At 59.7% G+C, this 13864-nt stretch carries 8 protein-coding genes and 5 pseudogenes; 10 read left to right on the top strand and 3 right to left on the bottom strand.

Annotated elements, in window-relative coordinates; all coding sequences use genetic code 11:
• From Q0K00_RS09170 to Q0K00_RS09135, 8 genes and pseudogenes are all read left to right on the top strand, one after another.
• Window positions 1–1269: sodium:proton antiporter (locus tag Q0K00_RS09170; protein WP_297228800.1), on the top strand; the 1269-nt coding region annotated here is incomplete at its 5' end.
• Between the two features lie 123 nt (window positions 1270–1392).
• On the top strand, window positions 1393–1851 hold the full coding sequence (gene umuD, locus Q0K00_RS09165) for a translesion error-prone DNA polymerase V autoproteolytic subunit (RefSeq protein ID WP_297228798.1): 459 nt from the start codon (window positions 1393–1395) through the stop codon (window positions 1849–1851).
• A complete protein-coding gene (locus Q0K00_RS09160) occupies window positions 1832–3199 on the top strand; it encodes a Y-family DNA polymerase (protein WP_297228796.1) in 1368 nt (455 codons plus the stop codon). Before umuD ends, Q0K00_RS09160 begins: the two co-directional genes overlap by 20 nt.
• A gap of 26 nt (window positions 3200–3225) precedes the next feature.
• Window positions 3226–3492, top strand: a complete 267-nt coding sequence (locus tag Q0K00_RS09155; protein ID WP_297228794.1) for a DksA/TraR family C4-type zinc finger protein — start codon at window positions 3226–3228, stop codon at window positions 3490–3492.
• Between the two features lie 432 nt (window positions 3493–3924).
• Window positions 3925–4530 (top strand): trimeric intracellular cation channel family protein, encoded by a 606-nt coding sequence (locus Q0K00_RS09150; protein WP_297228792.1) that lies wholly within the window; start codon window positions 3925–3927, stop codon window positions 4528–4530.
• A 503-nt stretch (window positions 4531–5033) separates the two neighbouring features.
• Window positions 5034–5612: pseudogene (locus tag Q0K00_RS09145) on the top strand (flagellin); the annotation flags it as partial.
• A gap of 588 nt (window positions 5613–6200) precedes the next feature.
• Window positions 6201–6497 (top strand): annotated as a pseudogene (locus Q0K00_RS09140) (flagellin); the annotation flags it as partial.
• A 594-nt stretch (window positions 6498–7091) separates the two neighbouring features.
• On the top strand, window positions 7092–8303 hold the full coding sequence (locus tag Q0K00_RS09135; RefSeq protein ID WP_366937620.1) for an acyltransferase family protein: 1212 nt from the start codon (window positions 7092–7094) through the stop codon (window positions 8301–8303).
• A 444-nt stretch (window positions 8304–8747) separates the two neighbouring features.
• Here the strand turns inward: Q0K00_RS09135 and Q0K00_RS09130 are convergent.
• Window positions 8748–8861 (bottom strand): annotated as a pseudogene (locus tag Q0K00_RS09130) (IS5/IS1182 family transposase); the annotation flags it as partial.
• Between the two features lie 937 nt (window positions 8862–9798).
• On the opposite strand from Q0K00_RS09130, the pseudogene Q0K00_RS09125 reads away from it, so the two are divergent.
• Together Q0K00_RS09125 and Q0K00_RS09120 are read left to right on the top strand one after the other, a co-directional pair.
• Window positions 9799–10377: pseudogene (locus Q0K00_RS09125) on the top strand (flagellin); the annotation flags it as partial.
• Between the two features lie 618 nt (window positions 10378–10995).
• Window positions 10996–11295, top strand: a pseudogene (locus Q0K00_RS09120) (flagellin); the annotation flags it as partial.
• 116 nt (window positions 11296–11411) lie between these two features.
• Here Q0K00_RS09120 and pstA read toward each other — a convergent pair.
• The gene (pstA, locus tag Q0K00_RS09115; protein ID WP_366937618.1) at window positions 11412–12230 is read right to left on the bottom strand and encodes a phosphate ABC transporter permease PstA; all 819 of its coding nucleotides are present in this window, start codon (window positions 12228–12230) and stop codon (window positions 11412–11414) included.
• 329 nt (window positions 12231–12559) lie between these two features.
• Entirely contained in the window at window positions 12560–13447 is an 888-nt protein-coding gene (pstC, locus tag Q0K00_RS09110; RefSeq protein ID WP_297228788.1) for a phosphate ABC transporter permease subunit PstC, read from the bottom strand.
• Window positions 13448–13864: the final 417 nt, after the last annotated feature.

The raw sequence follows: 13864 nt of genomic DNA, 5'->3' as shown, positions 1-13864 counted from the left end.
ATGCCGCTGGCCATCCCGCATATCTGGCATCATCACTTCGGCAAGATCGCCGTCTTCTGGGGCCTGGCCTTCCTGGTGCCGTGTTTTGCCGTCTACGGGGCGCAGGTCGCCATCTATGAACTGCTGCACGCGCTCCTGCTGGAATACGTGCCCTTCATCATCCTGCTGTTCGCCCTGTTCACCGTGGCGGGCGGCGTGCGTCTGAAAGGCTCGCTGGTGGGCACGCCCGTGGTGAACACCGGCATCCTGGCCGTGGGCACCATCCTGGCCAGCTGGATGGGCACCACCGGCGCGGCCATGCTGCTCATCCGCCCGCTGCTGCGCGCCAATGCCCACCGCCGCTATCGCGTGCATTCCGTGGTCTTCTTCATCTTCCTCGTGGCCAACATCGGCGGCTCCCTCACCCCGCTGGGCGACCCGCCGCTCTTCCTCGGCTTCCTCAAGGGCGTGAGCTTCTTCTGGACCACCACCAATCTGTTCATGAAGACCCTGCTCATGGTCGTCGCTCTGCTGGCCATCTTCTATGTGGTGGACAAGGTCCTCTACAAGAAGGAAGGCAGCCCGGTCCCCACCGCCGATCCTGACGCGCCGAAGGAAAAGCTCGGTCTGGACGGCAGCATCAACCTCTTCTTCCTGCTGCTCATCGTGGGCGCGGTGCTCGTGTCCGGTCTGCTCCAGCTTGGCGAAGCCTTCACCATCTACGGTGTGACCGTCGAAGGTCAGAACCTGCTGCGCGACATCTCCCTGCTCTCCATCGCCGGTCTGTCCTGGGCCTTCACCAGCAAGCAGTGCCGCGAGCTCAACGAATTCTCCTGGGCGCCCATCGAAGAAGTGGCCAAGCTCTTCCTGGGCATCTTCGTCAGCATGATCCCGGCCATCGCCATCCTGCGGGCCGGTACGGACGGCGCTCTGGCGGGCGTCATCAACATGGTCTTCCATGAAGGCCAGCCGGTGAACGCCATGTTCTTCTGGCTGACCGGCGCGCTCTCCAGCTTCCTGGACAACGCTCCCACCTACCTCGTGTTCTTCAACACGGCCGGTGGCGACGCCGCTCACCTCATGACCGACATGGCGTCCACGCTGGCGGCCATCTCGACGGGCGCGGTGTTCATGGGCGCCAATACCTACATCGGCAACGCGCCCAACTTCATGGTGCGTTCCATCGCGGAAGAACGCGGCGTGCCCATGCCCAGCTTCTTCGGCTACATGATGTGGTCCGTGGGCATCCTGGTGCCGCTCTTCATCGTCCTGACCTTCCTCTTCTTCTAAGCGGAAGCGGGAACGACCCGACATGCGGGGCGCGGCCTTCGGGCCGCGCCCTTTCCTTTTGTCCGTCGGGAGGGCGGGCAGCGCGGCATTGCGCGACCGTACGCAAGCCGCTATAGTGCGGGCATGAGATCGGTCTTTCCTCCCTCCGCCGGACGCCTCGAGGTGCTGGGCGCGGCCGCCGCCGTGCCGCAGGACCGCGAAGGCCAGCCGCTCTATCTGACGCCCGTGGAAGCGGGCTTCCCGTCCCCCGCCGACGACTATCAGGACCGCAAGCTGGACCTGCACGACTATTGCGTGCGCAATGAGGCCGCCACCTTCTTCGTGCGCGCGCATGGCGAATCCATGATCAACGCGGGCATTCACGACGGCGACCTGCTGGTGGTGGACCGCTCCCAGCAGGCCGGACACAATCGGGTGGTCATCGCCGCGCTGGACGGCGAGCTCACGGTCAAGCGACTGGTGCGGCGGCAGGGGAGGGTCTACCTCATGCCGGAGAATCCCGACTATCCGCCTTTCGACATCACCGAGCGGGAACATGTCCACATCTGGGGCGTGGTGAGCTATGTCATCCACAAGCTCTGAGGGCAGGGCGGGACTGTCCCGCGCGTCCGCGCCGCTCTGGGCGCTGGTGGACTGCAACAATTTCTATGCGTCCTGCGAACGTCTTTTCCGCCCCGACCTTGCCGGGAAGCCCGTGGTGGTGCTGTCCAACAACGACGGCTGCATCGTGGCCCGTTCGCCGGAAGCCAAGGCCCTCGGCATCCCCATGGGCGCTCCGGAATATCAGTGGCGGGCCTTCCTGCAACAGCACGGGGTGGCGGTATTCTCGTCCAATTACGCCCTGTACGGCGACATGTCCGCGCGCATCATGACCATCCTGGAACAGTCCTGCCCAAAGGTGGAGCAATATTCCATCGATGAGGCTTTCGTGCGGCTGGACGGCGCGCTGGCGACGCAGGCGGCGGAGGCCGTCCGTCAGCTGCAGGAGCGCGTCGTGCGCTGGACGGGCATCAGCGTCTCCGTGGGCGTGGCCCGTACGCGCACGCTGGCCAAGCTGGCCAATCATCTCGGCAAGAAGCGCGCCGACGGGCTGGCCTTCCTCGGCAACGGCGCGGAGGACTTCGCACTGGAGGGAGACGACGCGCATCTGCTGTTCCGTACGGATGACGTGCTTGCCCACTTGCCCGTGGCCGAGGTCTGGGGCATCGGACGGCGGCAGGCGCGCACGCTCTGGGCGGCGGGCATCACCACCGCGGCGGCGCTGCGGGATGCGGACGACCAATGGCTGCGGCGCGCGCTGACGGTGACGGGCTGGCGCACCGCGCTGGAGCTGCGCGGCCTGCCCTGCATCGCCGTGGAGGCCGCCCCTCTGCCGCGTCATACGCTGGTGTCCTCCCGTTCCTTTGCCCGTCCGGTGACGGAGCTTGCCGCCCTGCGCGAGGCGGTCTCCTGCTTCACGGGGCGCGCGGCGGAACGGCTGCGCCGGGCCGGGCTGGTCGCCGGAGGCATCGCCGTGCACATCCGCACCTCCCGGCACGCGGGGGAGGGCGTCCCCTGCCACGCGGCGGACATCTCCCTGCCCCTGCCGGAAGCCACGGCCGATACGCTGCCCCTGCTGCGGGCCGCCCGCGCCGGGCTGGAACGGCTCTTCCGTCCGGGGCTCGCCTATGCCAAGGCGGGCGTCATGCTCTACGGGCTGGAGGCGGCCGACAGGCGGCAGGGCAGTCTCCTGAGTGCCGCTTCCCCGGCGGAGGACAGGCGGCGGGAGGCGCTCATGCGGACGCTGGACGCCATCAACGGCAAATTCGGACGTGAGTCCATCTTTTTCGGCGCGCAGGGACTGGGAGAAGCGGACTGGCACATGCGGCAGGCGCACCGTTCGCCGCGTCTGACCACCCGCTGGGACGAATTGCCGCGGGTGCGCTGCTGACGCGCCCGCGCCGGAGGAGCAGGAGCATGGCTGTTGGCTGGGCCGGAGACAATGCCGTACAGGATCAGATCCAGGATTCCCTCAATGACGAGATAGCGCGGGCGCGGGCCGCCCTGCCGCGCGGGGAGAGCGCGCTTTGCTGCGAGCTTTGCGGCGAGCCCATCCCGCAGGCCCGGCGCGAGGCCCTGCCCGGCGTGCGCCTGTGTCGCGACTGTCAGGAAGAGGCCGACAGCGAGCGGCAGGTGGTGCAGCTCTACAACCGCAAGGGCAGCAAGGACAGTCAGTTGCGCTGAGCGCGGTCAGGCGCGAAAAGTTTTGTTGGGGGGAAGGGGAACCCCTCGCTCTGCTGTCGATGTCCGTAAGGCTCCTGCGTCGCCTAACGGACACGGCCCTTCGGGCCGCCTTTCGGTCGCGCTCTGCTGTCGCAGTCTTTTCTGGGGGGAAGGGGAACCCCTCGCTCTGCTGTCGATGCCTGTAAGGCTCCTTCGTCGCCTAACAGGCACGGCCCTGCGGGCCGCCTTTCGGTCGCCGCCTGCGCTGGAGGGCCCAGCCTTTTCACAGCGAAGCGAGAAAAGGCGTTCCCGTAATTCTTCCCCCCAGGCCCCCCATCCCTTCCCCAGCGCGCTTTTATCAGGGGGAAGCGAGTGATGCGGCGAGCCTCCTCGTGAAGGTACAAAAGACAACGAGTCGATATATCCCATAACGGGAAAAAGGAGCGGGATCCGGTGGACATCGGCATCTGGGTGGACTGGGTTTGTATCGGGGCCTTTGCCATGAGCGGCGTCTTTGCGGCCCGCGACCGCAAGGCCGAGCTGGACCTTTTCGGCGTGGTCGTGGTGGCCGTGCTGACGGCCATCGGCGGCGGCACGCTGCGGGACATCATCCTGCAGACGCCGGTATTCTGGCTGACGCAGCGCGATCAGATCTATTGTCCCATCCTGGTGGGCGTGCTGGGCTTTTTCCTGACCCGCAGCCGCCAGCATCACCGGCTCGACCGTCCCGTGGCCCTGCTGGACGCCGTGGGGCTGGCGTATTTTACGGTCATGGGCACGCAAAAGGCGCTCCTGCTGGGCGCGGCTCCCTTCATCGCCGTGCTCATGGGGCTGATGACCGGCGTCAGCGGCGGCATGATGCGTGATGCCTACACCGGGCAGGTGCCCTATGTCATGCGGCGCAATACGGACATCTACGCGACCACCTCCCTGTTGGGCGGTATCGTGGTGGTGCTCGTGCCCGGCGTCTGGGGGCTGTGGCTGGGCGGGCTGGCCTGCTTCGGGTTGCGCGTGGCCGCCATCCGCTGGAAGCTCTGCCTGCCCAGCGCGCGCTGGTAGGGGATCGCGGCGAAAGATCTTTCCTTTCGCTGAGGGCCAAAACGGCAACAGGTCGTGTGCCGGTGTGACGGGCGGGCGCGGACCGCACGGGCGGATGTTTTTTCCCCGCAAGCTTGCGGACAGCAAGACGCACGCCGAGACCATGCGACAGGCGGCGTCCGCGGACATGCGCGTGCGTACGGACATCAGCCTGAGCGCACAGGGCGTATTGACGAAATGATGCCCCTTTCTTACATAAAAGGCATCTCAGCGCTCGGAGTCGTCCGCCATGCAAAGTTTCCCCCCTGCAGGCACAGCCGCCTTCTTGCTGGAACGCTCAACGTCAGGGAGCAGTCGTCCCGCCGCCATGCGGGAGGCCGCCGCCATGCGACGTCATGCGTACCGGCGTTCCCCGCCCTGTGCGGTCGGGTGGCGCGTGACCGCAAAAACCGTCGGCAGGCTGCGGCCTTGCCTGTCCTTTTCGCAACTTCCGCCGTCCTTGCCGGGCTGGAGAGGGTCGCGGCATGAGTCCCTTGTCCATCGAGCACAACCTCATGGCGTCCGGCGCGTCCCGCCAGCTGCAGGTCCACTACAATACGCTGGCTGATTCCGTGCGTCGTCTTTCCTCCGGCCTGCGAGTGGAACAGGCGGCGGACGATGCCGCCGGGCTGGCCATCCGCGAACTCATGCGGTCGGACATCCAGGCCCTGGGGCAGGGCGTCCGCAACGCCAATGACGCCATCTCCCTCATCCAGACCGCGGACGGGGCGCTGGCTATCATCGACGAAAAGCTCATCCACATGAAGGAGCTGGCCGAACAGGCGGCCACCGGTACCTACGATTCCACCCAGCGGCTCATGATCGACAGCGAATTCCAGCAAATGGCGCAGGAGATAGACCGCATCGCCCGCGCCACGGATTTCAACGGCATCCATCTGCTGGACGGTTCCCTGTCCGGCGCGCACGACGGGTCGGGACGCAGCAGCCCTGACGGCCTGTCCGCCACCGGGGCGCTCAAGGTGCATTTCGGCACGGCCAACGATAGCGCGGAAGACTACTACTATCTCAATATAGGGAGCGCTACCTTGGGCGGCTTGGGGCTGCGCGACGGCGGTCCGGCAGATTTCGGTGATATCCCCCTCATCAGCGACAAGCTGGTCTCGGGGCAGAAAGCGACCTTCGTTTCCGGGCTGGTTTCCTTTGCCGTCATCCCGTCCGGTACGACAAATCTGGAGATCCTCCTCAATGACAAGGGGCTGAACGATACCATCCAGATATTCACTCGCGACGGCAAACATCTTGCCGGAACGACGCTTGATCTGTGGCTGGATCGCGCTGCGCCCGTCGCTCCGGGGGAATTCCTCAGCGAAACCAACGGGTTCCTGACGGGCGCGACCTATGACGGCTCGCAGATGAACGGTATCGGCGGCAACCTGACGTTCCAGGATGAGAACACGCTCCACCCCTTCACCATCGACGGCATGAACTTCGGCTATACCGGCGACGTCGGTCTGCATCAGCCGGGGGTGTTGCGCAACAGGTTCGAGAAGCTCAGCATCGACACGGTGACGGAAGACCTCGTCATCCTTGTTGCCGGTAACGGTTCCTTTGATATCACGGCCTCTTGGGGAGATATGCCGGAACCCAAGCCGCAGGAAGGCGGCTTTACGGATACAGGCCCCGTCATCAACATAAAGACGCAGGAACGCCCCCAAAAGGCTGTCGTGCGTGTCGAAGATGCCATCGTCCGCAAGGACAGGATACGCGCCCACCTCGGCGCGACGCAGAATAGGCTGGAAAATACGGTGACCGATCTCAACGTGCAGGCCGAGAGTCTGCAGGCGGCGGAATCCCGCATCTCCGACGTGGACGTGGCCACGGAGATGACGACCTTCGTCCGCGATCAGGTGCTGACCCGGTCCGCCACCTCCATACTGGCGCAGGCCAACACTTTCCCGCATATTTTGTTGCGGCTCCTGCAGGGCTAGGAGAAGGTTTTCTTCAGGCCGCGCGGATCGTTAGAGCATTTTCAGTTTGCAACGCTTCTCGTTTCAAAGCATACGGCCTGTCGTTTCGTGGAAAAAGCGCGGTTTTTCCGCTTGGTTTGGGCCGGGCGGCGGTGCCGCCGCCTCGCGTGTCCTCTTTTTCAAAGGTAACACGCTCTATTCGTTGCCTGTTAGAGCAATCCACATTGAAAATGTGGATCGCTCTGGTAGTCGCGAGAGCGACTACCCGCAACAGAACACACGGAAAAACCACGCTTTTTCCGTAGTATAAGGGCAGCGTCAGCATTGGAATTGGACACGATTTCAATGCGAATCCGCTCAAGAGAGGAAGGGGAGCCTCCGCGCTGCCCGACCGCGCAGCTCGACGGCGGGGACCGTTCGTGCGGCAAAAGAATTTTTACATGGGCCGACGCGACAGAACGGCAGGCGACCCGAAAAATGCCTTCCACATGCTGGGATATGGCCGAAGTCGGGGGATATTTGGCTGGTATCCGGCCTCTGGCCGGGCGGCGGTGGGCGTGTGCGCCGTGGCGCAGGGCAAATCTCGACGCGCAGGTATATTGACGAAATACTGGAATTTTTTTACATAAAAAAAAATCCAGTACACGGAGCCAGCTATGCGAAGTTTGTCCCCCGCTCCTCTCTCTCTCTCTCTCTCTCTCTCTCTCTCTTGCTGATATAAATAACGCTGCAGACCAGTCGTCCCACTGGCGTGCCGGGCATCGTAGTGGACGTGCGGGCTCGTTCGATCTGACGCTTCCAGAACGAAACTCTTCTGTTGATATAGCCAAGGTAATTCTGATATATCTTGTAATATTTGGCCATGTGGTAACTCTTAGCGGAAATATAGGTATTTTTATTTATGCATTTCATATGCCAGCATTCTTTATTATAACAGGACTTCTTATCAGCAACAAAGAAGACGCAATTGGACTTATACATAAGCTGTCAAAAAAACTTATTAAGCCATATTTCTATTTTGTTGTTCTTGGGCTTTTATTTGTATCAATTCGTGTTTGCTTTGTGCCAAAAGAAATTTTTGATACAACTTTCTTTTGGCAACTTTTTTATGATATGACACCAGATAAAATTTTTATGGGGCCGGGATGGTTTCTTTGGGCATTGTTTTGGGGAAGAATAATTTTTTTCTTTATCGAAAAATATTGTCACCGCTCTGTAAAAATCATTATGTATACCATATTGTACATCTTTTCATTTAATCTATTTTCAGTATGGAACTTCATCATAGGAGCCGATTTTCCTCCATTGAGAATAGATTCTGGTATGCTCGCTGCCATTTTTATAAAAATTGGCAATATGCTGAACTTAATTTGGAAGAAAGAAAAAACAGTAGTTCTAGCAATGACTATATTGCTTGCTATGATTTTTGTCAGCAGCTCGCTCTCCAATGGACTTTCGGCAGTAAGACCACGAATGTTCAATACAAGTATTCTATTTATGCTCAGCGCAATTTCTGGTACGTTGCTCATCCTGATTATATCATCTTTTCTGTCAAAGATAACTATATGTAATAATATTATTACATACATAGCAAAAAATACATTATCTATGTTTATGTTCAATGGGATTTTTGTTGCATGTCTCTATTACCGTGGAATTGCATGTATGGAAAATGTTGATTTTCTTCCAGCTGTATATTACACATCATTAGGGTTTGTCATACTTATAGCCTGCATACCTGTCTATAAGTCTTTTGAATTATTTTTTGATAACAAATTGTTATTGCTTTCTGAATATGTCTGCAGAAGGGTAAAAAGTTTATGGTAGAGCAAGAAAACACTTTGGGTCATGACTAGGTGTACAGTCCTACTTTTTCTCCTATCTCCTACTTCGGGAGAAGGTGGGGGCGAAAAACAGACCAGCGTGAGACCATCAATGCGTTGCGCTATCGCGTACGTTCTAACTCTGCTTCACGGCGGGGACTGGGGGCTTCCGCCCCAGTACCGCGATTCTGATGAGAGCGTGGCCTCGCTCTCTTGGAAAAAGCCCCTGAGCGCTTTGGCGCAAGGGGATTTTTTCGTCTCATGGATCGTTAAGCGGTTTTATGTGTCAAGATGCCTGGCAAGATCCAGAGTATTCCGAGTCACTGGGACCATTTCTGAGCTAAAATGAGCCCTCCCACGGCGGAGAACTCGCGAAGCGAGCAGGGAGGAGTGCTGCGGTCCGGCTTTGGGGCGTGGTGACACCATCACAGGTTAGGGTCAGGATTCATTAAAGATAAGAAATGACAATGACAGCAATATGGATCGCCGAAAGGAATGTATGGGCACAGCGATCATAGCGCATGGCTATGCGGCGCCAGCCTTTCGATCGAGTAAACATGTTTATTTTTTCGAGCTGTAATGCAGGGTGCGTAGTTCTGACGTTTCAAATGATTGCGAATCCATTTCAGTTTGCAACGCTTCTCGTTTCAAAGCATACGGCCTGTCGTTTCGTGGAAAAAGCGCGGTTTTTCCGCTTGGTTTGGGCCGGGCGACTGTGCCGCCGCCTCGCGTGTCCTCTTTTTCAAAGGTAACACGCTCTATTCGTTGCCTGTTAGAGCAATTCCACATTGAAAATGTGGCTTGCTCTGGTAGTCGCGAGAGCGACTACCCGCAACCGAACACACAGAAAAACCACGCTTTTTCCGTAGTATGATGGCAGCGTCAGCATTGAAATCGGACACGATCTCAATGCGAATCCGTTCTAAGTCGGGGGATATTTGGCTGGTATCTGGCCTCTGGCCGGGCGGCGGTGGGCATGTGCGCCGTGGCGCAGGGCAATTCTCGACGCGCAGGTGTATTGACGAAATACTGGAATCTTTTTACATAAAAGAAAATCCAGTACACGGAGCCAGCTATGCGAAGTTTGCCCCCCGCCTCTCTCTCTCTCTCTCTCTCTCTCTCTCTCTTGCTGATATAAATAACGCCGTGGACCAGCCGCCCCGCTGGCGTGCCGGGCATCGTAGTGGACGTGCGGGCTCGTTCGATCTGACGCCGACTGGCCTGCGTGGGTACGCGGAACGTCGGCATGAGGCTGCCCGCCGTCCTCTCTCTCTCTCTCTCTCTCTCTCTCTCTCTCTTGCTGATATAAATAACGCCGCGGACCAGCCGTCCCGCTGGCGTGCCGGTCGTCGCAGTGGACGTGCGCGGGCGTTCGATCTGACGCCGACTGGCCTGCGTGGGCGTGTGGAGCATGACCGCCAAGGGCGCGGGTATGGCGCGGCTGGGGCTGTCCGTTGCGCGCATTTTGCCGTCCACGCCGGACAGGGGAGGGCAGCCGCATGAGTCCTCTGTCCGTCAATCACAATCTCATGGCCTACGGCGTGTCCCGTCAGTTGTCGGCGCATTACGATACACTGGCGGATTCCGTGCGCCGCCTCTCCACCGGTCTGCGCGTGGAACGGGCGGCGGACGATGCGGCCGGGCTGGCCATCCGCGAACTCATGCGAGCGGACATCCGGGCCTTGGGGCAGGGCGCGCGCAACGCCAATGACGCTATCTCCCTCATCCAGACGGCGGACGGGGCCTTGCAGATAATTGATGAAAAGCTCATCCGCATGAAGGAACTGGCCGAGCAGGCGGCCACCGGTACGTATGACTCCACTCAGCGTCTCATGATAGACAGCGAGTTCCAGCAAATGGCCTCGGAGATAGACCGCATCGCCAAGGCAACGGATTTCAACGGCGTGAAGCTGCTGGACGGCTCACTCTCCGGGCCGCACGACGGCTCCGGACGCGGCAGCGCGGACGGTCTGTCCTCCACCGGCGCGCTCAAGGTGCATTTCGGTACGGCCAACGACAGCGCGGAAGACTATTACTATGTGGAGATAGGGGATTGTACGCTGGCCGGACTGGGGCTGCGGGAAGGTGGCACCGGTGGCGCTGGTGGAGGTGGCGGAGCTGGATATGGCGGGGTGCCTATATTTAGTGATAAAGTGCAGCAAAACGTACAACAAAAATTTAATTCGGGAATTATTTCTTTTGCTATTATCCCTGCTGGTTCGACAGGGATTGATATATTTATAAATGATGATGGCGCGAGAGATGATATACAAATATTTACGAGAGATGGAAAGCACATAGCAGGAACACTTACAACAGACTCGCGAGCATGGCCAAATTTAACTAGCGTAAGTGATATTGTAAATGAAAAAAATGGATTTTTACCAAATGCTAAATATGATTCTAGTAATATAAATGGAATAGGTACAAATCTTACATATATAGATAAGGCAAATCCACAGCTACACCATTTTACGGTAAATGGTATGGATATAGGTTATACTGGAGATGGAAACGATATGATTATGCCAATATCAACAATAGAGAAGCTAACAATTGATAATGTTACAGAAGATTTAATAGTAATAGTTTCAGGCCGTGGAACTTTTCAGATCGAGGCCAGTTGGACGACCATGCCCACGGCGGGCGGCGGTGGCGGTGTCGTGACTCCCGGCGATCCCAATGGCGACATCATTTCCATCAGCACGCAGGCGCTCGCCCAGCGGGCCTTGAATCGGCTGGATAACGCCATCGTCCGCAAGGACCAGATTCGCGCCCATCTTGGCGCGACGCAGAACCGGCTGGAAAATACGGTGACAAACCTCAACGTGCAGGCCGAGAGTTTGCAGGCGGCGGAATCCCGCATCTCCGACGTGGACGTGGCCACGGAGATGACCACCTTTGTGCGCAATCAGGTGCTGACGCAATCGGCAACATCCATGCTGGCGCAGGCCAACGCCTTTCCGCACATGTTGCTGCAACTCTTGCAGGGATAGGGGGCGGCTTCTTGGCGGTCCAAATGGTTTCGCCGGGCACTTGCGCAGTGCCCGGCGTTTTTGCATGAGTGCTTTACCGTTGAAAAAGGTAAGGCATGGGGCGGCGACGGTTCGTCTCAGCGTTTTTGTTGCAGGCGGTCGCGCAGGATGATGGCGGCAAGGTTCATGCCGAGCACCAGCAGGATGAGCACGAGGCCCGTCCCGTATTGCAGGGGGCGGGTCTTTTCTATGTCCGTCCCGGCGGTGGCCAGCACATACATATGGTAGGGCAGGGCCATGACGGCGCTGAACAGGGAGTCCGGGGATTTGGGCGTGGAAAAGACGGCGGCCGTGAACATGATGGCCGCGGTCTCACCGGCGGCGCGGGCCACGCCGAGGATGGCGCCGGTGAGCATACCGGGCAGGGCGCAGGGCAGCACCACGCGCAAAATGGTCTGGAAGCGGGCCGCGCCCAGCGCCAGCGAGGCTTCGCGGTAGGTGGCGGGCACGGCGCGCAGGGCTTCCTCCGCCGTATTGATGATGACCGGCAGGGTGAGCACGGCCAGGGTCAGTATGCCGGAGAGGATGCAGACGCCGAAACCGCAGAAGGTCACGAAGAAGGACAGGCCGAACAGGCCGAACACCACGGACGGCACCCCGGCAAGATTGTTGACGCCCAGCCGCACATAGCCCGCCAGACGCGATTTTCCGGCATATTCATGCAGATAGACGGCGCTCAACACGCCCAGGGGGAAGGCCAGCAGCAGCGCGCCCAGCGAGAGGATGGCCGTACCGATGATGCAGGGCAGGATGCCGCCCTCGGTCATCATCTTGCGGGGCGGTTCGGTGAGGAATCCCCAGGACAGAGCGGGCAGGCCCTGCACCAGCAGAAAGACGCAGATCCCGACCAGCACCAGCACGTTGAGCGCGGCGATGAGGCGCAGCAGGCCGAACATGGCCTTTTCCGTCAGCAGACGGCGCGGGGCGGACGAGGGAACGGAGTCGGTGGGAGCGGAAAGCGGGGTGGACATGGTGTCTCCTGTCGTATTTTTCCGAATGGATGCGCGGATACGGGCAAATGAGCGTCTGTTCTTGGGCCTGTTAACACTATTAGCTGCTTGTTTGGGGGGAAGGGGAACCCCAAGCCCCCCATCCCCTCCCCAGCGCGCTTTTATCAGGGGAAAAGTAGGGACGAGGGGCGTATTGCCCGTCAGGGCAGGCGGAATATGTATATCTGATTTTCTGTATATATTGAAATAATTAGTAAAGTTTGTGTTAACAGGCCCTAGAGGCTGGAGCTGCCCGCCTGCCGGTGTTTCTCGGCTATGCGGGAGGCGATGAGGTTGAAGGCCAGCGTCAGGAAGAACAGCACGATGCCGATGGCGAACAGGGCGTGATAGTGATCGCTGCGGAAGGGGGCTTCGGCCATTTCCGCGGCGATGGAAGCGGGCATGGGGCGTACCGGATCGAGCAGGGACGTGGGGATGATGCCCGCGCCCCCGGCGGCCATGAGCACGACCATCGTTTCCCCGATGGCGCGGGACATGCCCAGCATGACCGCCGTGCCGATGCCGGACAGGGCGGCGGGCACGGTCACGCGGCAAATGGTCTGCCAGCGGGTCGCGCCCAGCGCCAGCGAGGCTTCGCGCAGGGTACGCGGCACGGCGTGCAGGGCGTCCTCGGAGACGGAGCAGATGGTGGGCACGCTCATGACGGCCAGCACCAGCGAGGCATTGAGCAGGTTGAGGCCCGTGGCCGCGCCCAGCACGTCCTGCAGGAAGGGGGCCAGCACCACCATGCCCAGAAAGCCCAGCACCACCGAGGGTAGGGCGGCCAGCAGTTCCACGAAGGGCTTGATGATGCGGCGCACGGCGGCGGGGGCCACTTCATTGAGATAAATGGCCGTCAGCACGCCCAGCGGCACGGCCAGCAGGGAAGAAAGGGCCGTGACCGCCAGCGAGGCCGCGATGAGCGGCAGGATGCCGAAGAGGCCGGGATCTTCCGTGGGATACCAGAGCGAGCCGAAAAGAAATTCCGTGGGCGAATAGTGGGCAAAGAGCGGCAGCCCTTCCATGAAGAGGAAGAGCACGATGCCCGTGAGGGCCAGCAGGGAACTGCCGGCCACCACGGCCACCGTGCCGCGAAAAAGACTTTCCTTGGTGCGAATGTGCATACAGACTCCGGTACTCCGCGAGGCGTCAGCGTGAAGGATCGCCCCTGATATGGCATTTTCAGTTTGAAACGCTTCACGTTTCAAACCATACGGCCCGGCGTTTCGCGGAAAAAACGCGGTCATTCCGCTTGGTTTGGGCCGGGCGGCGCTGTGCCGCCGCCTCGCAGTTTGCCTTTTTCAAAGGCAAACTGCTCTAGAGCATTTTTAGTTTGAAACGCTGCGCGTTCCAAACCATACGGCCCGGCGTTTCGCGGAAAAAACGCGGTTTTTCCGCTCACTTTGGGCCGGGCGGCGCTGTGCCGCCGCCTCGCAGTTTGCCTTTTTCAAAGGCAAACTGCTCTAGAGCAGATTCGCATTGAAATTGTGTCCAATTTCAATGCTGACGCTGCCCTCACACTACGGAAAAAGCGTGGTTTT

This window comes from uncultured Desulfovibrio sp., from assembly GCF_944327235.1.
In the GTDB taxonomy this organism is placed as follows: domain Bacteria; phylum Desulfobacterota; class Desulfovibrionia; order Desulfovibrionales; family Desulfovibrionaceae; genus Desulfovibrio.
The sequence above is the reverse complement of the archived record's forward strand: the minus strand, read 5'-3'. Positions and strand labels throughout refer to the sequence as shown.

Coding starts and splice junctions, on each gene's coding strand:
- Q0K00_RS09155 (WP_297228794.1), top strand. CDS start 3,226: ATGGCTGTTGGCTGGGCCGGAGACAATGCCGTACAGGATCAGATCCAG.
- pstA (WP_366937618.1), bottom strand. CDS start 12,230: ATGTTCGGCCTGCTGCGCCTCATCGCCGCGCTCAACGTGCTGGTGCTG.
- Q0K00_RS09160 (WP_297228796.1), top strand. CDS start 1,832: ATGTCATCCACAAGCTCTGAGGGCAGGGCGGGACTGTCCCGCGCGTCC.
- pstC (WP_297228788.1), bottom strand. CDS start 13,447: ATGCACATTCGCACCAAGGAAAGTCTTTTTCGCGGCACGGTGGCCGTG.
- umuD (WP_297228798.1), top strand. CDS start 1,393: ATGAGATCGGTCTTTCCTCCCTCCGCCGGACGCCTCGAGGTGCTGGGC.